Consider the following 20706-nt stretch of genomic DNA (forward strand, 5'->3'; position numbering starts at 1 on the left):
TTTTTAAACGAACGTTTAAAAAACACTATTTATTGCCTATAAAACAATATTAAATGAGTGATAGTCTGTTGTATAAGCTTCGTAGCGGTAAACCATCAAAGGCATTCTTTTTCCTAAAGGGGTATCTGAAGCGGTGTATACCCGATTGTTTTTTCAGTATGCGGAGAAAGAGCTGTTTGGAGCAAGTAGAAATGCGGTCTGACAAAGATTACATTCATGAACGGGTGAACTATTACAACAAGTTGCAACATCCGGTAGTATTGCCGGAACAGGTTTTGCATGAGCATAAGCATAGCTATTATGTATATTTGGATAAGATAAGAAACTTTCGCCCTTCTACTTTTCACAAAGCATATTATTTTGATTTGAAGGATGTAACCTGTTGGTTTAATCAGAATTTACGTATAAGTTATATTCCGGGAGACGTATATTTTACCCCCCAATACCCTTCAATAGTAAAAAGTCGTTTGTTGAAGGAGGATAATGCCTATTCCGTAGTGTTGAAGTTGGATAAATTACGGCATTTTATATTTCTAAACGATCCTGTTCCTTTTTCACAAAAACGTGACCAAGCTATATTTCGCGGCAAGATTCGGTTGAGCCGTATTCGTGAGAAATTTCTTCATATGTACTTCGGATCTTCTCTTTGCGATTGTGGTGTAGTGGGTAGGAATGAAGGTTATCCCGACGCTTGGATGACTCCAAAAAAAACAATTCGTGAGCATCTTGACTACAAGTTTATTATGGCACTTGAGGGTAATGATGTCGCTTCTAATTTAAAGTGGGTAATGTCATCCAACTCTATTGCTGTAATGACTCGTCCCACCTGTGAGACTTGGTTTATGGAAGGGAAATTAATACCTGATTATCATTATATAGAGATTAAGGACGATCTTTCCAACTTAGAAGAAAAACTGACTTATTATATTAATCATCCGGCAGAAGCAGAACTGATTATCCGGCATGCTCATGAATATGTAGCACAATTTTTCGATACTGAACGCGAGCGTCTGATTTCATTGCTGGTGATGGATAAATATTTTCAGATGACAGGTCAAAAACAATAATAAATCAAATCTTTATGATTCATATAGCTTGTAATATAGATGCTAACTTTATGCAGCATTGTGCTGTTACATTAGTTTCTTTGTTTGAGAATAATAAAAGTGCTGATATCTGTGTACACATTGTAGCCCCATCTCTTTCCGAGGAAAATCAACAGATTTTGCGGAACTTAGTGGCTTCTTACGGAAATGACATCCGTTTCTATTTCCCTCCTGAAGATTTATTGAGTTGCTTTGCTATAAAGAAATTCGGCAAACGTATTTCTATGGCAACTTACTATCGTTGTATGTTTTCGGCCATTCTGCCTGATGATGTGGAAAAGGTTCTCTATTTGGATTGTGATATTGTGGTTTTGGGGGATATTTCGGAATTTTGGAATACAGATTTGTCCGGCTGTGGTGCAGCTTGTATTGAAGATATTGGTAAGGACGAAGACGAACGTTATGAACGGCTTCATTACGACCGATCGTATTCTTATTTTAATGCCGGTGTGCTCCTTATCAACTTAGATTATTGGCGGGAACATAAGGTGGACAAACAGTGTGTTGAATATTTTCAGACATATCCGGAACGTATTCTTTTCAATGATCAGGATTTGTTGAATGTCGTTTTGCATAAAGATAAAGTATTTGTTCCTTTGAAGTGGAATATGCAAGATGGGTTCTATCGTTATGGTATAGACAAAAAAGTAGCTGATTGGAACAACTTTAGAGAGGAACTGTTGCATCCGGTGATTTTGCACTATACTAATAAGAAACCTTGGAATTATGATAGTATGCATCCGCTGCGAAGTGAATATTATAAATATTTGGATATGACACCATGGCAAGGGCAGCGGCCTCTATCTTCTTTGAAGAAACGTGTTCAATGGTGTATGAAACGGTTACCTTATGCTTTTAGATTTAGAAAGCCTAAATATATGTTATTAACAGATGAGCGATGAATATGAAGAATAAAATATCTGTGATCGTTCCTGTTTATAATAGAAAAGAACTGTTGGCTGCTTGTGTGAAGAGTTTGTTGGAACAGACGTATAGAGATTTTGAATTATGTATAGTTGATGATGGAAGTACGGATGGCACTGAAATTCTTTGTGATGAATTGCAAAAGGAAGATTCACGTATACGAGTGTTACATGTGAAAAACGGCGGAGCTGCTTATGCACGTCGGAGGGGGGTGGAACAAGCTTCTGGGGAGTGGATACTCTTTGTTGACTCTGATGATACGATGCCGGCAGATGCTTTGCGGCGTTTGTTTCAAGCTACTTCTCAAAATACAGATATAGTAATCGGCTTCTTTCGGAAAAAAAGACTTTGGGGGCGAAAAAAACTTTCTCCTGTCCATTATAGGAAACTGTTGATTGAAGGACGGCATAATATTTCGGCAGCATGCGGAAAGTTATTCCGGCGTATTTTGTTTGATGAACATACATTACAGAGTCCACCGGAGATTGTCATGGGGGAAGATATGCTTATGAATATACGTTTGTCTTTTGCATCTGCCAAACCTGTAATTTTGGTAGGTGGAGATAGCATCTACAATTATATGCAGCATGGTACCAATATTACGCATATTTTCGAACCTAGCGCTGATTATGAATATTTTTTCCATCAGGAACGATTACGGGCTATTCCTGAAGCGGAACATTTATTTTATATGCCTGTAATGATTTATCGGAGGTTAAGGATGTTGCGCCGTTTGTTGCGTCGGGCACAAGAAAATGGTATGGTTAAAGAACTGCAAGCCTCTTTGTTTGTAGAGGATTTGCTAAAGGATATTCGAAAGATTCATTACTCTCCTTTACATTATCCTTATTGGAAGCTTTGGCTATTTCTTATGAGTGTGAGGTAAAAAAGATCATGTTCTAATCTATCCGGGACATTTTGTTCTTTATAATGTTGGAGAAATGTAACATATTCTATATATAGACTTCCCGGTAATGAAATCTATTAAATTCGGAATAATTGTAAATTTAGTTGAAAAATAGAAATGGGGATAAGAACATTGTATGCTTAGTGTACAATATATGTATTTGCGACAATCAAATTAGAACATAATATACCTTATGACAGTTAGTATTATTACTATTGGGCTTAATAATGAGTATGGATATAGGATGACTTTATCCTCTATCATTAAACAAACTTGTAAAGATTATGAGCTTATTGTTGTAGATGGGGGATCTACGGATGGAAGTTTGGAGATTATTCAGAGTTTTTCTTCGTATATTTCTCATTTGATTAGTGAAAAAGATCGTGGTATTTATCATGCAATGAATAAAGGCATCAAGTGTGCCTCTGGGAAGTACTGTCTTTTTCTTAATTCCGGAGATACGTTTCATGATGCAGATGTTTTGGGGCGAGTCTGTGATAATTTGTCCGGTGCTGATTTTTATTCAGGGCACCTACAAAGATTTAATAAAAGAAAGTGTTGGATAAATTATTCACCAAAACGCGTGACAGCCTATTTTTTGGCCCAAAAAGCACTCTATCATCCTTCTACATTTATTCGTACTCAGTTGTTGAAAGAAAGACCCTATAATGAAGAACTTAAGATTGTTGCTGATTGGGAAGAAATGGTCTATGAATTACTATTGAGAAATCGTACTTATAAACAATTGGATTTTATTGTGTCTGACTTCAACACAGAAGGGGTATCATCCAATGCAGGATATCAAGAATTGCAAAATAAAGAACGTTCCCAGGTGTTGCATGCTTTGTTTACTCCACTCGTTGTAGATGCGTTGCTTGGTGCTTCCAAATTTGAACAGCGTATACTGTATGCTTTGACGAAAGAGAAAAAATGGAAACGTGACCTTAAAATGCTGCGTAATCTTTTAAAGGTGATTCCTGTGGATTTCTTTCATTACATTTTTGGAGGAAGGAAGTAGTTTGGGGAAATATTACTCCTCCTTCCACAACTTTAGCGCCGCTGCCACCGTATCATCCATATCCGCATACGTATATTGTGCCAATCTGCCGCCGAATAAAACTTTCTCCTGTTGCTGGGACAGCCTTTGATATTGGTTGAAAATCCGGGTATTATTCTCATCGTTTACCGGATAATAAGGCTCTTTTCCCGGCTCGAAATCATCAGGATATTCATAAGTGATTACGGTGGAGGGCTGTTTGCCGAACTCAAAATGCTTGTGTTCGATAATACGGGTGTAAGGAGTTTCACGATCGGTATAGTTTACGACAGCATTGCCCTGAAAGTCTTCTACATCTGCCAGGCGCTTGTGTTCAAATCGTAGACTGCGGTACTCCAGATGACCGCACGCATAATTGAAATACTCGTCAATGCAACCGGTGTAGAGCACCTTCTCTGCCAAAGGGTCCAGTTCCTTACGGTGTTCCATATAGTCGATGCCGGTGCGGACTTCGATACCTTCCAGCAAGGCATCGATTAAGCGGTTGTAACCACCGACAGGAATACCCTGATACGGATCGTTAAAGTAATTATTATCAAAGATGAAGCGGAAAGGGATGCGTTTGATGATAAATGCCGGTAACTCTGTGGCAGAACGTCCCCATTGCTTCTCCGTATATCCTTTTATCAGTTGCCGGTAAATATCCTCTCCGCAAAGTTTCAATGCTTGTTCTTCCAAATTCTGCGGACAGGTGATGTGGGCATATTCCTTGCACTGTTCTTGTATCTTTGCTTTGGCTTCTGCCGGGGTGCGCACTCCCCACAGCTGATAGAAAGTGTTCATGTTGAAAGGAAGATTATACAGTTTCCCCTTATAATTGGCAATCGGTGAGTTGGTATATCTGTTGAATTCAACAAGGCGGTTGACATAGTTCCACACTTCTTTATTGTCTGTATGGAAAATGTGGGCACCGTATTTGTGCACATTGATTCCGTCTACTTCTTCACAGTAGATATTACCACCGGTGTGAGTACGCTTTTCTATCACAAGGCATTTTCTACCGGCTTTATGGGCTTCGTGAGCGAATACGGCTCCGAACAGGCCGCTGCCGACAATCAGGTAATCGTATGGTTTCATCCTTCTTTGAATTAGTTTGGTATAGGCCACAAAGTTATAATAAAAAAGGTAAGAAGTTATAATATAGTCAGGTTTTCATTTTTCGCGATTCTGAAGCTGTTATGGCTATATGTTCTTGAATATTGGTTAAAACACGTTTATAGATAATTTTTTATCCCTATCTTTGCCCCCAGTACAAACGTAATGAATTAACTGCTTGACCGAATGAAAGAATTCCTCCGACTTTTGCGGCGTTTTGTTCCGCCTTATAAGAAATATCTGATAGGAGCACTGTTCCTGAACCTGTTATCGGCAATTCTGAATATATTTTCTTTTGCGTTGATTATTCCTATTCTCCAGATACTTTTCAAGATGGATACCAAGACCTACGAGTTCATTCCTTGGGATGCGGTAGGCGTTAACCTGAAAGATATAGCGGTCAATAACTTCTACTACTACGTCACCGAGCTGATAGCCTCGCAGGGCGGTTCGCTGACGTTGCTGATTCTGGGTGTCTTTCTGGCGGTGATGACTCTGCTGAAAGCCTTTTCCTATTTTGCTTCTTCGGCGGTGATGATTCCCCTCCGTACGGGGGTGGTTCGTGATATCCGCGCGCAGGTATATAACAAGGTGTTGCATCTTCCTTTGAGTTTCTTCTCCGAAGAGCGGAAGGGCGACATCATTGCCCGCATGAGCGGTGATGTGACCGAGGTGGAAACGTCCGTAACCAGTTCGCTGGACATGCTGATAAAGAACCCGATACTGATTATAGCTTATTTTGGAACGTTGATAGCCATCAGTTGGCAGTTGACATTGTTCACATTGCTGGTGCTTCCGGGCATGGGCTGGATAATGGGGACGGTGGGCAAGAAACTGAAACGGCAGTCGCTGGATGCGCAGGCAAAGTGGAGTGACACCATGTCGCAACTGGAAGAGACGTTGGGCGGGCTGCGCATCATCAAAGCCTTTATTGCCGAAAACAAAATGATGGAGCGTTTCAATAAGTGCAGCAACGAGTACCGCGACGCCATCAACCGGGTGGCTACCCGTCAGGCATTGGCGCATCCCATGAGCGAATTTCTGGGTACATGTGTCATCGTTATCGTGCTGTGGTTCGGCGGTACGCTGATCCTCAGCAACAGTTCGACGATTGACGCTCCTTCGTTCATCTATTATTTGGTGATACTGTACAGCGTTATCAACCCGTTGAAGGAATTCTCCAAAGCCGGATACAACATACCCAAAGGGCTTGCGTCTATGGAACGCATCGACAAGATACTTTTCGCGGAGAATCCCATTAAGGAGCCTGCCCGGCCGAAGCCGCTTTCTTCACTGAAAGACAAAGTGGAATTCAAGGACATCAGTTTTAGCTACGACGGTTCGCGCCAGGTGTTGAAGCATATCAATCTGACTGTGCCCAAGGGCAAGACCATTGCACTGGTGGGGCAATCCGGTTCCGGCAAATCGACGTTGGTCGATTTGCTGCCCCGTTACCATGATGTGCAGTCAGGCGAAATAAGGATAGACGGGCTGAACATCAAGGAAATGCGTATCTCTGATTTGCGCGGGCTGATTGGAAACGTCAATCAGGAGGCTATTCTCTTCAATGATACGTTCTTCAACAACATCGCTTTCGGCGTGGAGAATGCCACCATGGAGCAGGTTGTCGAAGCTGCCAAAATAGCCAATGCGCACGATTTCATCATGGACACCGAGAAAGGGTACGACACCAATATCGGCGATCGCGGCGGTAAGCTCTCCGGCGGACAGCGCCAACGTATCAGCATTGCACGCGCCATTCTCAAAAACCCGCCTATACTGATTCTGGATGAGGCCACTTCTGCGCTGGATACGGAGTCGGAGCGCTTGGTGCAAGAGGCTTTGGAGCGCTTGATGAAAACCCGCACTACCATTGCCATTGCGCACCGTCTTTCCACGATTAAGAATGCGGATGAGATCTGCGTGCTCTATGAGGGAGAAATTGTGGAACGCGGCAAGCACGAGGAACTTCTCGCCAAGAATGGCTACTACAAGAAGCTGAACGACATGCAGTCTTTGGGATAAGGCTGCCGCTTGTCGGTTTTTTTATGTTTTTCTCGTCACTCGTCACCGATGATGCCTATCCCTTTGCCGGAAGGGGATAGAGGGTGTGTTGACAACAGTGACGACAGTGTCCGGTACCATGTAGTTCACCGTTGGTTTACTTGGAATAAACTTCCGATTTATTAGTATTAAACCGGAAGTTTATTAGTATTAAATTGACAGTTTATTGGTATTAAACCGGCAGTTTATTCCAAGTAAACAATAATAAACTTCAAACGCATTGATTATCAGTGTGCTGAAACCTACCTGCGCATGCACATTAATATCGGGTAAGAAGAAGGGGGGAGGGAAGAGTCTTTCTATGTTATTTTCTTCCGAAGTCTGCGGGGATTTCTCCCCATTGCCGGGTTTCCCATTTGAGTATGGGTGTGGAATAGGTGTTTTCGCGCAGCCATTTCTCGGCACGCTCTATCAGTTGGAAAAGTTCTTCGGTCTTGGGGTCGCGGGGCAGTTTGGTCTTACATTTCTTCTGTTTCACCCAGTTGATGGCATTGGCGCTGTCGCTGTAAATGGGCATATCAAAGCCTTTCTGCTTCAGCAGGGCAAGGCCATGGACAATGGCAAGAAACTCTCCGATGTTATTGGTGCCGTACATGGGGCCGAAGTGGAAGACCTGCTGGCGGCTGGCGACGTGCACCCCCCGGTATTCCATTGCACCGGGATTTCCGCTGCATGCGGCATCTACGGCAAGACTGTTTTCGAGGACTGCGGTCGGGTAGGGAGCATCTGCGTCGTGAGACTGTCCGGGTTTTTTGTTGCCGGTGGATGCGTTACGCTTGATGTAGTCGTACGGTGATGAGGCAAAGGCTTTTTCCGCTTCTTCGCGCGTGTCGAACGATTTGTATTTCGCTCCTTCGTAGCCTTTGGTCTGCAGCTGGCAGTCGGTCCAGGAGGTATAAATGCCCGGAGTGCCGCCGGCCCATACAACGTAGAATTTCTCTTTTTTCATAACTTGCGGCAAAGGTACAAATATATTCCGCAAAATCGAACAACTTGTTTCTTTCACTTGTTATTTCTACAATAGGATAAAAACAATAATGAAAGAGAAATATATGAAAAGAACCTTTGCAGAAGCGCTGGAACACCGGCGTAGTTATTACTCCATCGGCAGTGACTCTCCCGTTTTGGACGAGGAGGTGGTGCATATTGTCCGTACGGCAGTGAAGAACGTGCCGTCGGCTTTTAATTCGCAGTCAACCAGAATTGTGTTGTTGCTGGGCGATGAGCATAAGAAATTGTGGGATATTGTGAAAAGTACCCTGAAACAGCGCATCCCGTCCGATGCTTTTGCAAAGACGGAAGCCAAAATTGACGGATGCTTTGCCGCCGGGCATGGCACTGTGCTCTATTTTGAAGACACTGCGGTTGTAAAGAATTTGCAAGAGGCTTTTCCCTCTTACGCCGAGAACTTCCCAACCTGGTCGCAGCACACATCGGCCATGCATCAGTTTGCCATTTGGACGATGCTCGAAGATGCCGGCCTGGGAGCTTCGTTGCAGCACTATAACCCGCTGATTGATGAGGAGGTGCGCCGCACTTGGAATTTGCCCGGAAGCTGGATGCTGATAGCCGAAATGCCTTTTGGCACACCGACTGCCGAACCCGGAGAAAAGGAATTCGGGGAATTGAGCGAACGGATTAAAATTTTCCGCTGATAGTGGGGTAGTCTCACTATGGAATTGCTTATCTTTGCTTGAAAAGCGAAGATAAGCTGCACTTTGGCATAAAAAATGAACAAGTTCATTTTATTCTGCTCTCAGTTTGCTTATCTTTGCCTGCAAACGGTAAGCAATTATGATACGTATCTTTTTGACCGGCTACATGGGAGCCGGTAAAACTACTTTGGGAAAGGCTTTTGCCCGCGAACTGAATGTACCTTTTATCGATTTGGACTGGTACATAGAAGAACGTTTTCACAAATCTATTCGTGAATTGTTCGCAGAGCGGGGAGAGGCCTCTTTTCGTGAACTGGAACGGAGTATGCTGCACGAGGTGTCCGAGTTTGAGGATGTCATTGTTTCCACAGGCGGCGGCACTCCTTGTTTTTTTGACAATATGGATTACATGAACCGGCATGGGCAAACCGTTTTCCTTGACGTGCACCCTGATATATTGTTCAACCGCCTGCGGGTGGCAACCCGGCAACGCCCTATCCTGCAAGGAAAGACCGATGAGGAATTGCGTTCCTTCATTGTGGAGGCGCTGGACAAACGGGCTCCTTTTTATTCGCAGGCCCGTTACCGTTTTGATGCCGGAAGGCTGGAAAGCAGGCGCCAGATAGCCGGGTCTGTGCAGGAGTTGCGTGCTCTATTGAATGTTTAATTCCTTGTAAACGTGTGTTTTTCACTCGAAAAGGCAGGATGTTCCGGATTTATATGTATTTTTGTACCCCTTTTTATAAATACAAATTACTTAAAACAGCAGAGTAACAAGAAATGAGAAAATGGCGTATTGAAGATTCAGAAGAGCTGTACAACATTACAGGTTGGGGCACTTCGTACTTTGGTATCAATGACAAAGGTCATGTTGTAGTAACACCGCGTAAAGACGGAGTTGGCGTTGATTTGAAAGAGCTGGTCGACGAATTGCAGCTGCGTGATGTGATGGCTCCCATGCTGGTCCGCTTTCCCGACATCCTTGACAACAGGATCGAAAAGATTTCCTGTTGTTTCAGGCAGGCGGCAGAGGAGTATGGTTATAAAGCGGAAAACTTTATCATCTATCCTATTAAAGTGAATCAGATGCGTCCGGTGGTTGAGGAGATTATCAGCCATGGCAAGAAGTTCAATCTTGGACTGGAAGCGGGCTCCAAACCGGAATTGCATGCAGTGATTGCTATCAATATGAACTCCGATTCGCTGATTATCTGCAACGGATATAAGGATGAAAGCTACATTGAACTTGCTTTGTTGGCGCAGAAGATGGGAAAACGCATCTTCCTCGTGGTAGAAAAACTGAACGAGCTGAAGCTGATAGCCAAGATGGCGAAGCAACTGAACGTAAAACCCAATATCGGTATTCGTATCAAGCTGGCTTCGTCGGGAAGCGGCAAATGGGAAGACTCCGGCGGCGATGCAAGTAAGTTCGGACTGTCTTCCAGTGAGTTGCTCGAAGCACTGGACTTCATGGCTGACAAAGGCATGCAGGATTGTCTGAAATTGATACATTTCCATATCGGAAGCCAAGTGACGAAGATACGCCGTATCAAAACTGCCTTGCGTGAAGCGTCGCAGTTCTATGTGCAACTGCATAGCATGGGCTTCAAAGTGGAATTTGTGGATATAGGCGGCGGCTTGGGAGTGGACTATGATGGAACGCGCTCTTCCAATAGCGAGGGTAGCGTGAACTACTCCATTCAGGAATATGTGAACGACTCTATATCTACTTTGGTGGATGCCAGCGATAAGAACGGTATTCCGCATCCCAACATAATAACGGAGAGCGGACGCGCCCTGACTGCGCATCATTCCGTACTCATTTTTGAAGTGTTGGAGACAACCAACCTTCCTGAATGGGACGATGAGGAGGAGGTGACCGAAAACGACCATGAACTGCTGAGGGAACTTTACGGCATATGGGATACATTGAACCAGAACAAAATGCTGGAGGCTTGGCACGATGCGCAGCAGATACGCGAAGAGGCGCTCGACTTGTTCAGCCATGGTATTGTGGACTTGCAGACCCGCGCTAAGATAGAGCGCCTGTATTGGTCTATCATGCGCGAAGTGAATCAGATTGCCAGCGGCCTGAAGCATGCGCCCGACGAATTCCGCGGACTTCCCAAATTGCTGGCGGATAAATACTTCTGCAACTTCTCGCTTTTCCAGTCCTTGCCGGACTCGTGGGCGATAGACCAGATATTCCCCATTATGCCCATTCAGCGTCTGGACGAAAAGCCGGACCGGACGGCTACGTTGCAGGATATCACCTGTGACTCGGACGGTAAGGTTGCGAACTTCATCTCTACCAAGAACGTGTCTCATTACTTGCCGGTACATTCTCTGAAGAACAAGGAACCCTATTATGTGGGAGTGTTCCTCGTGGGTGCCTATCAGGAGATTCTCGGCGACATGCATAATCTGTTTGGCGACACGAACGCGGTGCATGTGTCCGTAAGCGACAAGGGCTATACGATAGAACAGGTGATTGACGGTGAAACGGTGGCAGAGGTGCTGGACTATGTACAATACAGCCCGAAGAAGCTGGTGCGCACTCTGGAGACATGGGTAACCCAGTCGGTAAAAGAAGGACGCATATCTTTGGAAGAAGGAAAGGAATTTTTGTCTAACTATCGCTCCGGCTTGTACGGATATACATATTTGGAATAATGAGAGAGAAACTGACAGTAATTAAGGTGGGTGGCAAAATCGTGGAAGAGGAGGAAACGCTCTGTAAACTGTTGGATGATTTTGCCGCTATCAAGGGCTATAAAGTGCTGGTGCATGGCGGTGGACGCTCGGCAACGAAGGTTGCGGCCCTGTTAGGTATTGAAAGCAAAATGGTAAATGGACGCCGCATCACCGATGCCGAAACCTTGAAGGTGGTGACAATGGTGTATGGCGGATTGGTAAATAAAAACATCGTTGCCGGTCTGCAGGCGCGTGGCGTGAATGCGCTTGGCCTGACGGGTGCGGATATGGATGTGATCCGTTCTGTGAAACGCCCGGTGAAAGAGATTGACTATGGCTTTGTAGGCGATGTGAAGCAGGTGAACGGGGATTTCTTGGGCAGTCTCATCCGTAAAGGCGTTGTTCCGGTGATGGCTCCGCTGACACATGACGGTGAGGGGCATATGCTGAATACGAATGCTGATACGATTGCCGGGGAAACGGCTAAGGCATTGTCCGGACAGTTTGACGTGACGCTGGTTTACTGCTTTGAGAAGAAGGGCGTGTTGCGTGATGAAAACGACGATGAGAGCGTGATCCCTCAGATTACTCCGGAAGAATTTAAGCAATATGTTGCCGAAGGAGTGATACAAGGCGGCATGATTCCCAAGCTGGAGAATTCTTTCGAGGCTTTGAACGCCGGAGTGATGGAAGTCGTAATCACGTTAGCTTCAGCCATAAACAGTGCCGGAGGAACCCGTATCATAAAATAATTCAAAAAAAGTGGCGGCAGACTGTAACTTTCGGTCTGCTGAACCGTCAATTAATCAGAGATGCAAGAAATCAGTTTTCGAAATGACATTCTCCCGCTGAAAGACAAACTCTTTCGGCTGGCCCTGAGAATTACATTTAACAGGGCGGAAGCGGAAGATGTTGTGCAGGAAACATTGATTAGGGTGTGGAACAAACGTGACGAGTGGCCGCAGTTCGGATCTATTGAGGCTTATTGCCTGACAGTGGCAAGGAACCTGGCAATAGACCGCAGTGAAAGGAAAGATGCCCGGGCGGTGGAACTGACACCCGATATGGAAGATGCTTCCGATGCGTCGAGCCCTTACGAAAGGCTGGTGAGTAAAGAACGGATGGCTCTGATACACCGCCTGATGAATGAGCTTCCCGAAAAACAACGGCTGATTATGCAGTTGAGGGATGTTGAAGGTAAGAGTTATAAAGAGATTGCGGTTGTCCTGAATTTGACAGAAGAGCAGGTTAAAGTGAATCTTTTCAGGGCGCGGCAGAAGGTTAAGCAACGGTTTATTGATATAGAAGGCTATGGACTCTAAATATATAGAACAACTTTTGGAACGCTATTGGCAGTGTGAGACTTCTCTTGAAGAAGAAGCGCAGTTGCGTACTTTCTTTATGGAAGGGGATGTTCCCGGACATTTGCTCCGTTACAAAGATTTGTTTGTGTATCAGCAACTTCAGCAGGAAGAGCATCTGGGCGCGGATTTCGATGTACGGGTGCTTGCTGAGATTGAAGCTCCGGTTGTGAAAGCCAGGCGCATGACACTGACCGCACGCTTCATGCCGTTGTTCAAAGCCGCAGCAGCAGTGGCGGTGGTGCTTTCATTGGGTAATGCAATGCAACATTCATTCTTTTCCGATGTAAAGGAAGTGGCCGCAGCCGATACTATCGGTAAGCAGATTTCAGCTCCGTCGGTAGCTCTTTCGGGAGATATGGTCGTAACGCACGAGAAGCAGATTATGGATAGCCTGCATCGCGTTAATAAGGAGAAGGAGATCAAGGAATAGATTTTTCATTTGCTTTTTAAAATAACATTTTCATTTGCTTTAAATATAATATAGTTAGTGTGCTTTTATTAAAACAAAAAAACAGAAGCTGTGAAGTTTCAATTCTCTCAAAATTTTATAAAAACTAACTAAAATAAATGGGACGCCGCGTGATGCAGCGTCCCATTATGTTTTTGCCCTTCCGGTTGCTGTGCCCTATGTAGTGAATGGTCTAATCAGAGTTTGTATAAGCCTTTTTTAGGAACGTCCAATTCCGGATTGCCTTTGTAACCGATGTCGCCGCTTCCGCTGGTGCGTGCTTTCAGAAAGTCGGTAGCATGGCATTTGATGTCACCCGACCCTGACACGCTTGCCGATACGCGCTCAGCCTGCAGGTCGGAAGCAAACAGGTCGCCTGAACCTGCTATACGATAACTGGCTTCCCGGGTCTTTCCCGTCAGTATTGCCGTACCCGATCCTGCTATGGATACTTCGGTGTTGGTGGCTGATATGTTGTTGAGTTTCAAATCTCCGGATCCTGCTATGGATGTTTTGAGCTTGGTGCAAGTGATGTTGCTGCCCTGTATGTCACCGGATCCGGCAATGGATACTTTAAGATGATCTGTCTTCAGCCCGTTTGCCAATTCTATGTTTCCGGCTCCGGCAATGGAGATGCTATTGAGCGTTTCGGAGGAGATGCGGATTTCCAGTTTGTTGAAAGATACATTGACACCTTTCTTGAACCGGATGTTCAGGGTGTTGTTGGCTACATTGATGTCTAATAGGTCTACGATATTGTCGGATGTGTATACCTCTACTTCGGGTTTGCCTGCCTTTTGGGTGTAAATGACATCGGGACTGCCTGCCAGATTCAGCCCGGTGAAGTTATCTACTTTGATGTTTTTGGTTACATAGTTCTTGCTTGCTTTGACAGTCTTACCGCCGAAAGCTCCTGTGTGCTCTGTGTGGCGGTACTGAGAACAAGCGGTAGTGCTGAATACCAAGAGGATGGCTGAAACGAATGTTGTTAAATTTTTCATACTCATTTATTTTAAGTTCTTTTGTTTGTTAGACGCTATCTTTTTCCGGAAAGTTGCAGTTCTTATGGCTTTTTATCGGAAACATTTGGTTACGGACTTTTATCCAAAATTCGTGCCATAGTTGTAAGTCCTTGTTTATTAGTGTGTAATAGGCTAATCGAAGTGTCCGCTTTTGAACATCTTGTTCGTTTTTGATAAACAACCGTTTGCTTTTTCGGACGATTCTTCGTTCTTTTGCCTGTATTTCTATTAGAAAAGAGCAGATGATGACGGAATGTATTTTGGAGGATGAAGAGTTGGGGCGCTTACTGGTGCGGGTAAATATACGTGCGCGGCGTTTAACTTTCCGTACGCGGGAGGATGCCGTCTATGTGACTGTTCCGCCGGGTACAACGGTTGCAGAAGTAAGAAATGCCGTAGAGCAATTGCGTCCCCGGCTGAGGGTGGCGCAACAGAAGCAAAGTCGTCCGTTGATTGATTTGAACTATCGGATTGATACGGAATTCTTTAAACTGAGTTTGGTTAGTGGAGAACGCGACCGTTTCCTTTCACGTTCGGAATTGGGAGAGATGCAGATTATCTGCCCGCCGCATGCGGACTTTTCGAATAAAGAGTTGCAAGCCTGGTTGCGGAAAGTGATTGAAGAAGCCTTGCGTCGTAATGCCAAGATTATTCTTCCTCCCCGGCTTTATGCACTCTCGCTTCAACACAACCTTTCTTATAAGAGCGTAAAAATAAATTCCAGTAGCGGACGTTGGGGGAGTTGCTCGGCTCGTGGAAATATCAACCTGTCCTATTTTCTTGTTTTATTGCCCGGACACTTGATTGACTATGTGCTGCTCCACGAATTGGCGCATACTCGTGAAATGAATCATGGTGAACATTTCTGGGAATTGCTCGATAGCATGACGGGCAATAAGGCACAGGATTTTCGTAAAGAATTGAGAAAGTATAAAACTGACTTTTAATGCGTGGCTTTAGTCTTCTTGCGCCAATAGTTTCACTTCATCATCCTCTTTTTCAAAACGGTAATTTCCACCTTTCTCGCTCAATTCGAATAAGGAAAGTTTGTCGGTTGCTTGGTCCACTATCATCAAAGCGCTTTGCTCGGCAAACCGTTTCACCTCAAAGGTAAAAGGTTCTTTGTTTATGCGTTGGTCGATTAGGACACTGTCGTTGAGAAGAACGGATATGGAATCACCGGTAAACCCTTTCACTAAAGTGATGTTGTAGGTCTCGGCAAAGTAGCGTTCGCCTTCTTTGCGTTGCTGCAGGCGCATGCTCATATAGACAAAGATAACGACAACGAATATTACGGCAAACGCAAGGATGCCGTTGCCTATCATAAACTGTTTATTGGTGTTCAGGTGATGTGCCATGATGATCAAGTTTAAAGAACCATGCAAATGTAGCGATTAATTTTAAATGAAGGAACATTTCGGACCGTAGTGCTAAATATTCTTTTTTTCTCCTATTATTTTGTAGTCGAACAGATTATTTATATCTTTGCACCCGAAACGGATGAAAGGTGGAGGGGCGATTGAGCTCCTCTTTTTTGTTCTTAATGGTTAATCTATGATAGAAAAAAAAACTGTTTGTCAAATTGTAGATGAGTGGCTGGAAGATAAAGATTACTTCCTGGTGGAAGTTATAATCAGCCCGGATGACAAGATTGTGGTGGAGATAGACCACAAAGAAGGTGTTTGGATTGAGGATTGTGTAGAGCTGAGCCGCTACATAGAGTCCCGGCTGAATCGTGAGGATGAGGATTACGAACTGGAAGTCGGCTCTGCCGGTATCGGACAGCCGTTTAAAGTGTTGCAACAGTATGTCAACCACATCGGCAAAGAGGTGGAGGTGCTGGCGAAAGACGGCCGTAAGCATTGCGGCATCTTGAAAGGCGCTGACGAGCAGCAGTTCACCGTCACCGTTCAAAAGAAAGTGAAAGAAGAGGGTGCCAAACGTCCTAAAATGGTGGATGAAGACCTGACCTTTACATACGAAGAGATAAAATATACTAAATACTTAATTAGTTTTAAATAAGACTATGGCCAAGAAAGAAGAAACTATCAGCTTGATAGATACCTTTTCGGAATTTAAAGAACTGAAGAATATTGATAGAACCACCATGGTGAGCGTACTCGAAGAGTCGTTCCGCAGTGTGATTGCAAAGATGTTCGGTACTGATGAGAATTACGACGTAATCGTGAACCCGGATAAGGGTGACTTCGAAATATGGCGTAATCGTGAAGTAGTGGCAGATAAAGACCTTGAAAATCCGAACTTGCAGATTTCTTTGAGCGAAGCCCAAAAAATTGATGCTTCGTATGAAGTGGGAGAGGAAGTGACGGACGAAGTGAACTTTGCGAAGTTTGGCCGTCGTGCTATCCTGAACCTGCGCCAGACTTTGGCTTCCAAGATCTTGGAATTGGAAAAAGACAGTATTTATAATAAATATATTGATAAGGTAGGTACCATTATCAATGCAGAGGTTTACCAGATTTGGAAAAAGGAGATGTTGCTCCTCGATGATGAAGGCAATGAATTGCTGTTGCCCAAAACCGAACAGATACCGAGCGACTTCTACCGTAAAGGAGAAACAGCCCGCGCTGTGGTGGCTCGTGTTGACAACAAGAACAATAATCCGAAGATTATCTTGAGTCGTACGTCGCCCGTTTTCCTGCAACGTCTGTTTGAAATGGAAGTACCTGAAATTAATGACGGACTGATTACTATCAAGAAGATTGCCCGTATTCCCGGTGAACGCGCTAAAATTGCCGTAGAGTCATATGATGATCGTATTGACCCGGTGGGTGCTTGTGTCGGTGTAAAAGGCAGCCGTATTCATGGTATTGTCCGCGAACTTCGCAACGAAAATATTGACGTTATCAACTATACGTCGAATATCCAGTTGTTTATACAGCGTGCACTTAGCCCTGCTAAAATATCTTCTATTCGTCTGAACGAGGAGGAACACAAAGCAGAGGTTTTCTTGAAACCGGAGGAGGTATCGCTGGCTATCGGTAAAGGCGGCTTGAACATCAAGCTGGCCAGTATGTTGACTGAGTACACTATTGACGTATTCCGCGAGTTGGATGAGGCGGTAGAAGATGAGGATATCTACTTGGATGAATTCCGCGATGAGATTGACGGCTGGGTAATCGATGCTATTAAGGCTATCGGCATTGATACTGCCAAGGCTGTGTTGAATGCTCCGCGCGAGATGTTGATTGAAAAAACTGATTTGGAAGAGGAAACGGTGGACGAAGTATTACGCATTTTGAAATCGGAGTTTGAAGAAGAAGAAAATCACTAATCACTAACTACCACTTCTTTCTCCATTATTCATTAAATTAAAGTATGACGATAAGGTTAAATAAAGTAACAAGAGATTTAAATGTAGGAATCACGACGGTAGTTGAGTTCTTGCAAAAGAAGGGACATGCCATTGAAGCAAATCCCAACACGAAAATTACCGATGAGCAGTATGACTTACTCGTGAAAGAGTTTAGTACAGATAAGGATCTTAAACTGAAAACAGAGCGTTTCATTCAGGAACGCCAGAGTAAGGATCGTAACAAGGCATCAGTGTCTATTGACGGCTATGACAAGGAAACACAGGAAAAACCGAAAGCCGAAGAGGTGGTGAAGACTGTGGTTCCCGAAGATGTACGTCCGAAGTTTAAGCCTGTCGGCAAAATTGATTTGGATAAACTGAATCGCAAACATACGGTGGAAAAAGAGAAAGAAGTAGAACCGGAAAAACCGGTAGTTGAGGAAATAAAGGCTGAAGAGCCTGCACCGGTTGTGGAGGCCCCGAAGCCGGAACCTGTTTCCGCTCCCGAACCTCAACCCGAACCAACACCTGCTCCGGTTGTGGAGCCGGCTCCTGTTGTGGAAGAAGAGCCTGTGCCTGTCATTGCCGAACCTGTATCAGCACCTAAGGAAGAACCGGTTCCTGTTGAGACTGAGGAGGTGGTTTCGGAAGACAAAGAAGAGATATTTAAAATACACCAGCCGGAGTTTGTATCGAAGATTAATGTCATCGGACAAATAGACCTCGCTGCGCTGAACCAGTCTACACGTCCGAAGAAGAAATCGAAAGAGGAAAAGCGGAAGGAACGTGAAGAAAAGGAGAAACAGCGTCAGGATCAGAAGAAGCTGATGAAAGAGGCCATTATCAAAGAGATCCGTCGTGATGATAATAAGACAAAAGATTCGAAGGACGGCAATGATGCCAATGCCAAGAAGAAACGCGTCCGTATCAACAAGGAAAAAGTGGACATCAACAATGCGTCCAATTTCCAGCGTGGCGGAAACGACCGCTCGAAAGGCGGAAGTCAGCAAGGTGGCAATAACCAGCAGTCCGGTAAGAATAAGAATAAAGACCGCTTCAAAAAGCCTGTTATCAAACAGGAGGTAAGTGAAGAGGATGTAGCAAAGCAGGTAAAGGAAACTTTGGCTCGCCTGACCTCCAAAGGTAAGAATAAGGGAGCGAAATACCGTAAGGAAAAACGTGACATGGTGTCCAACCGTATGCAGGAGTTGGAAGACCAGGAAATGGCGGAAAGCAAAGTATTGAAGCTGACGGAATTCGTGACAGCCAACGAGTTGGCAAGCATGATGGACGTTTCTGTTACGCAGGTCATCGCTACTTGTATGAGCATCGGTATGATGGTTTCCATTAACCAGCGTCTGGATGCCGAGACAATCAATCTGGTGGCGGAAGAATTCGGCTTCAAAACAGAATATGTAAGTGCGGAAGTGGCACAGGCTATCGTAGAGGAAGAAGATGCCGAGGAGGATTTGGAACATCGCGCTCCGATCGTAACGGTAATGGGTCACGTAGACCATGGTAAGACTTCGTTGCTCGACTATATCCGTAAGGCAAATGTGATTGCCGGTGAAGCCGGTGGTATCACACAGCACATCGGTGCTTACCACGTAACGCTGGAAGACGGCCGCAAGATTACGTTCCTTGATACTCCGGGACATGAAGCGTTTACCGCTATGCGTGCTCGCGGTGCCAAAGCTACGGATATTGCTATCATCATTGTGGCTGCCGACGACAACGTGATGCCGCAGACTAAGGAAGCTATCAATCATGCCATGGCTGCCGGTGTGCCCATTGTGTTTGCCATCAACAAGATTGATAAGCCGACTGCCAATCCGGATAAGATTAAAGAAGAACTGGCTGCCATGAACTTCCTCGTTGAGGAATGGGGTGGCAAGTACCAGTCTCAGGATATTTCCGCTAAGAAGGGTATTGGTGTAAGTGATTTGATGGAAAAAGTATTGCTGGAGGCTGAAATGTTGGATTTGAAAGCAAATCCCAACCGTCGTGCCACCGGTTCTATCATTGAGTCCTCATTGGACAAAGGTCGTGGCTATGTGGCTACGGTATTGGTGTCCAACGGTACATTGAAGATGGGTGACATTGTGCTTGCAGGTACAAGTTACGGTAAGGTGAAAGCCATGTTCAATGAACGCAACCAGCGCATGAAAGAGGCGGGTCCTTCGGAACCGGCTTTGATTCTGGGCTTGAACGGTGCTCCCGCTGCCGGTGACACCTTCCATGTAATTGAAACTGAACAGGAAGCGCGTGAGATTGCCAACAAACGCGAACAGTTGCAGCGTGAGCAGGGTCTGCGTACACAGAAGATGCTGACGCTGGACGAAGTAGGCCGTCGTTTGGCATTGGGTGACTTCCACGAACTGAATATCATCGTGAAGGGTGACGTGGACGGTTCTGTCGAGGCGTTGAGCGACTCGTTGATCAAGCTGTCTACTGAACAGGTACAGGTGAACGTTATCCACAAGGGCGTTGGTGCTATCTCCGAATCGGATGTGTCTTTGGCTGCCGCTTCGGATGCGATTATCGTTGGATTCCAGGTTCGTCCTTCGGGTGCTGCCGCTAAACTGGCAGAACAAGAAGGTGTGGATATCCGCAAGTACTCTGTCATCTATGATGCGATCGAAGAGGTGAAGGCTGCTATGGAAGGCATGTTGGCGCCGACTTTGAAGGAACAGGTTACGGCAACGATTGAAGTGCGTGAGGTGTTCAATATTACCAAAGTGGGTCTCGTGGCAGGTGCCATGGTGAAGACCGGAAAGGTGAAACGTAGTGACAAGGCACGTCTGATACGTGACGGCATCGTTATCTTCACAGGAAACATCAACGCCTTGAAACGCTTCAAGGATGATGTGAAGGAAGTAGGTACTAACTTTGAATGCGGTATCAGCTTGACGAACTGCAACGATATCAAGATAGGGGATATCATAGAATCTTACGAAGAAGTAGAAGTAAAGCAAACCTTATAAGAAAAGATAAGGCGATAGCGTGATAAAGTAATAACGTGATAGCATGTGCCAATGTGCCAATTGCCCTGCG

Annotated in this window: 19 protein-coding genes; 15 read left to right on the forward strand and 4 right to left on the reverse strand. The window is 44.9% G+C overall.

Features of this window, described 5'->3' with window-relative positions; genetic code table 11:
- Nucleotides 1-53 precede the first annotated feature (53 nt).
- The 4 genes from NQ546_RS03410 (at nt 54) to NQ546_RS03425 (ending at nt 3955) form a co-directional block, all read left to right on the forward strand.
- Complete coding sequence (locus NQ546_RS03410; RefSeq protein WP_004291981.1) at nt 54-1067, forward strand: glycosyl transferase family 90; 1014 nt, start codon at nt 54-56, stop codon at nt 1065-1067.
- 14 nt (nt 1068-1081) lie between these two features.
- A complete protein-coding gene (locus NQ546_RS03415; protein WP_004291982.1) occupies nt 1082-2008 on the forward strand; it encodes a glycosyltransferase family 8 protein in 927 nt (308 codons plus the stop codon).
- Entirely contained in the window at nt 2005-2916 is a 912-nt protein-coding gene (locus NQ546_RS03420; protein WP_004291983.1) for a glycosyltransferase family 2 protein, read from the forward strand. The genes NQ546_RS03415 and NQ546_RS03420 overlap by 4 nt, the downstream gene beginning before the upstream one ends.
- 214 nt (nt 2917-3130) lie before the next feature.
- A complete protein-coding gene (locus tag NQ546_RS03425; RefSeq protein WP_004291984.1) occupies nt 3131-3955 on the forward strand; it encodes a glycosyltransferase family 2 protein in 825 nt (274 codons plus the stop codon).
- Nucleotides 3956-3967: 12 nt separating this feature from the next.
- On the opposite strand, the gene glf is transcribed toward NQ546_RS03425, so the two are convergent.
- Nucleotides 3968-5071 (reverse strand): UDP-galactopyranose mutase, encoded by a 1104-nt coding sequence (glf, locus tag NQ546_RS03430; RefSeq protein ID WP_004291985.1) that lies wholly within the window; start codon nt 5069-5071, stop codon nt 3968-3970.
- A gap of 204 nt (nt 5072-5275) precedes the next feature.
- On the opposite strand from glf, the gene NQ546_RS03435 reads away from it, so the two are divergent.
- A complete protein-coding gene (locus tag NQ546_RS03435) occupies nt 5276-7114 on the forward strand; it encodes an ABC transporter ATP-binding protein (protein WP_004291986.1) in 1839 nt (612 codons plus the stop codon).
- Between the two features lie 343 nt (nt 7115-7457).
- On the opposite strand, the gene NQ546_RS03440 is transcribed toward NQ546_RS03435, so the two are convergent.
- Nucleotides 7458-8102: a ribonuclease H1 domain-containing protein gene (locus NQ546_RS03440; protein WP_004291987.1), complete on the reverse strand. Its 645-nt coding sequence runs from the start codon at nt 8100-8102 to the stop codon at nt 7458-7460.
- Nucleotides 8103-8205: 103 nt separating this feature from the next.
- On the opposite strand from NQ546_RS03440, the gene NQ546_RS03445 reads away from it, so the two are divergent.
- From NQ546_RS03445 to NQ546_RS03470, 6 genes are all read left to right on the forward strand, one after another.
- Nucleotides 8206-8808: a nitroreductase family protein gene (locus NQ546_RS03445; RefSeq protein ID WP_029429338.1), complete on the forward strand. Its 603-nt coding sequence runs from the start codon at nt 8206-8208 to the stop codon at nt 8806-8808.
- 139 nt (nt 8809-8947) lie between these two features.
- Entirely contained in the window at nt 8948-9475 is a 528-nt protein-coding gene (locus NQ546_RS03450) for a shikimate kinase (RefSeq protein WP_004291989.1), read from the forward strand.
- A 113-nt stretch (nt 9476-9588) separates the two neighbouring features.
- Nucleotides 9589-11481, forward strand: a complete 1893-nt coding sequence (gene speA, locus NQ546_RS03455) for a biosynthetic arginine decarboxylase (RefSeq protein ID WP_004291990.1) — start codon at nt 9589-9591, stop codon at nt 11479-11481.
- Nucleotides 11481-12254, forward strand: coding sequence for an acetylglutamate kinase (gene argB / locus NQ546_RS03460; protein WP_004291991.1), 774 nt, complete (start codon nt 11481-11483; stop codon nt 12252-12254). Before speA ends, argB begins: the two co-directional genes overlap by 1 nt.
- 60 nt (nt 12255-12314) lie before the next feature.
- The gene (locus NQ546_RS03465; protein WP_004291992.1) at nt 12315-12824 is read left to right on the forward strand and encodes an RNA polymerase sigma factor; all 510 of its coding nucleotides are present in this window, start codon (nt 12315-12317) and stop codon (nt 12822-12824) included.
- Complete coding sequence (locus NQ546_RS03470) at nt 12814-13296, forward strand: hypothetical protein (protein WP_004291993.1); 483 nt, start codon at nt 12814-12816, stop codon at nt 13294-13296. The genes NQ546_RS03465 and NQ546_RS03470 overlap by 11 nt, the downstream gene beginning before the upstream one ends.
- Nucleotides 13297-13511: 215 nt before the next feature.
- Here the strand turns inward: NQ546_RS03470 and NQ546_RS03475 are convergent, their stop codons facing one another.
- Entirely contained in the window at nt 13512-14315 is an 804-nt protein-coding gene (locus NQ546_RS03475) for a head GIN domain-containing protein (protein WP_039953551.1), read from the reverse strand.
- 263 nt (nt 14316-14578) lie between these two features.
- Between NQ546_RS03475 and NQ546_RS03480 the strand changes: the two genes are divergently transcribed.
- Entirely contained in the window at nt 14579-15283 is a 705-nt protein-coding gene (locus NQ546_RS03480) for a YgjP family zinc-dependent metalloprotease (protein WP_004291996.1), read from the forward strand.
- 9 nt (nt 15284-15292) lie between these two features.
- Here the strand turns inward: NQ546_RS03480 and NQ546_RS03485 are convergent, their stop codons facing one another.
- Nucleotides 15293-15694 carry a hypothetical protein gene (locus tag NQ546_RS03485; RefSeq protein WP_004291997.1) on the reverse strand — a complete coding sequence of 134 codons (402 nt, stop codon included), beginning with the start codon at nt 15692-15694 and terminating at the stop codon, nt 15293-15295.
- Nucleotides 15695-15890: 196 nt separating this feature from the next.
- Here NQ546_RS03485 and rimP point away from each other — a divergent pair, with 196 nt between their 5' ends.
- The 3 genes from rimP to infB are packed head-to-tail and all read left to right on the forward strand — an operon-like array spanning nt 15891 to nt 20636.
- Complete coding sequence (rimP, locus tag NQ546_RS03490; RefSeq protein WP_004291998.1) at nt 15891-16358, forward strand: ribosome assembly cofactor RimP; 468 nt, start codon at nt 15891-15893, stop codon at nt 16356-16358.
- 4 nt (nt 16359-16362) lie between these two features.
- Nucleotides 16363-17631, forward strand: a complete 1269-nt coding sequence (gene nusA, locus NQ546_RS03495; RefSeq protein ID WP_004292000.1) for a transcription termination factor NusA — start codon at nt 16363-16365, stop codon at nt 17629-17631.
- Nucleotides 17632-17675: 44 nt separating this feature from the next.
- The gene (gene infB / locus NQ546_RS03500; protein WP_004292001.1) at nt 17676-20636 is read left to right on the forward strand and encodes a translation initiation factor IF-2; all 2961 of its coding nucleotides are present in this window, start codon (nt 17676-17678) and stop codon (nt 20634-20636) included.
- The last annotated feature ends 70 nt before the right edge of the window (nt 20637-20706 follow it).

This window comes from Bacteroides eggerthii (assembly GCF_025146565.1).
GTDB classification, from domain to species: Bacteria; Bacteroidota; Bacteroidia; order Bacteroidales; family Bacteroidaceae; genus Bacteroides; species Bacteroides eggerthii.

Bases quoted from the DNA above. Each gene is read 5' to 3' on its own strand.
- NQ546_RS03425 (WP_004291984.1), top strand. From the start codon at position 3,131: ATGACAGTTAGTATTATTACTATTGGGCTTAATAATGAGTATGGATAT.
- NQ546_RS03420 (WP_004291983.1), top strand. From the start codon at position 2,005: ATGAATATGAAGAATAAAATATCTGTGATCGTTCCTGTTTATAATAGA.
- NQ546_RS03465 (WP_004291992.1), top strand. From the start codon at position 12,315: ATGCAAGAAATCAGTTTTCGAAATGACATTCTCCCGCTGAAAGACAAA.
- nusA (WP_004292000.1), top strand. From the start codon at position 16,363: ATGGCCAAGAAAGAAGAAACTATCAGCTTGATAGATACCTTTTCGGAA.
- NQ546_RS03410 (WP_004291981.1), top strand. From the start codon at position 54: ATGAGTGATAGTCTGTTGTATAAGCTTCGTAGCGGTAAACCATCAAAG.
- NQ546_RS03440 (WP_004291987.1), bottom strand. From the start codon at position 8,102: ATGAAAAAAGAGAAATTCTACGTTGTATGGGCCGGCGGCACTCCGGGC.
- rimP (WP_004291998.1), top strand. From the start codon at position 15,891: ATGATAGAAAAAAAAACTGTTTGTCAAATTGTAGATGAGTGGCTGGAA.
- glf (WP_004291985.1), bottom strand. From the start codon at position 5,071: ATGAAACCATACGATTACCTGATTGTCGGCAGCGGCCTGTTCGGAGCC.
- NQ546_RS03470 (WP_004291993.1), top strand. From the start codon at position 12,814: ATGGACTCTAAATATATAGAACAACTTTTGGAACGCTATTGGCAGTGT.
- NQ546_RS03485 (WP_004291997.1), bottom strand. From the start codon at position 15,694: ATGGCACATCACCTGAACACCAATAAACAGTTTATGATAGGCAACGGC.
- NQ546_RS03450 (WP_004291989.1), top strand. From the start codon at position 8,948: ATGATACGTATCTTTTTGACCGGCTACATGGGAGCCGGTAAAACTACT.
- NQ546_RS03480 (WP_004291996.1), top strand. From the start codon at position 14,579: ATGATGACGGAATGTATTTTGGAGGATGAAGAGTTGGGGCGCTTACTG.
- NQ546_RS03475 (WP_039953551.1), bottom strand. From the start codon at position 14,315: ATGAAAAATTTAACAACATTCGTTTCAGCCATCCTCTTGGTATTCAGC.
- speA (WP_004291990.1), top strand. From the start codon at position 9,589: ATGAGAAAATGGCGTATTGAAGATTCAGAAGAGCTGTACAACATTACA.
- NQ546_RS03435 (WP_004291986.1), top strand. From the start codon at position 5,276: ATGAAAGAATTCCTCCGACTTTTGCGGCGTTTTGTTCCGCCTTATAAG.
- NQ546_RS03445 (WP_029429338.1), top strand. From the start codon at position 8,206: ATGAAAAGAACCTTTGCAGAAGCGCTGGAACACCGGCGTAGTTATTAC.
- infB (WP_004292001.1), top strand. From the start codon at position 17,676: ATGACGATAAGGTTAAATAAAGTAACAAGAGATTTAAATGTAGGAATC.
- argB (WP_004291991.1), top strand. From the start codon at position 11,481: ATGAGAGAGAAACTGACAGTAATTAAGGTGGGTGGCAAAATCGTGGAA.
- NQ546_RS03415 (WP_004291982.1), top strand. From the start codon at position 1,082: ATGATTCATATAGCTTGTAATATAGATGCTAACTTTATGCAGCATTGT.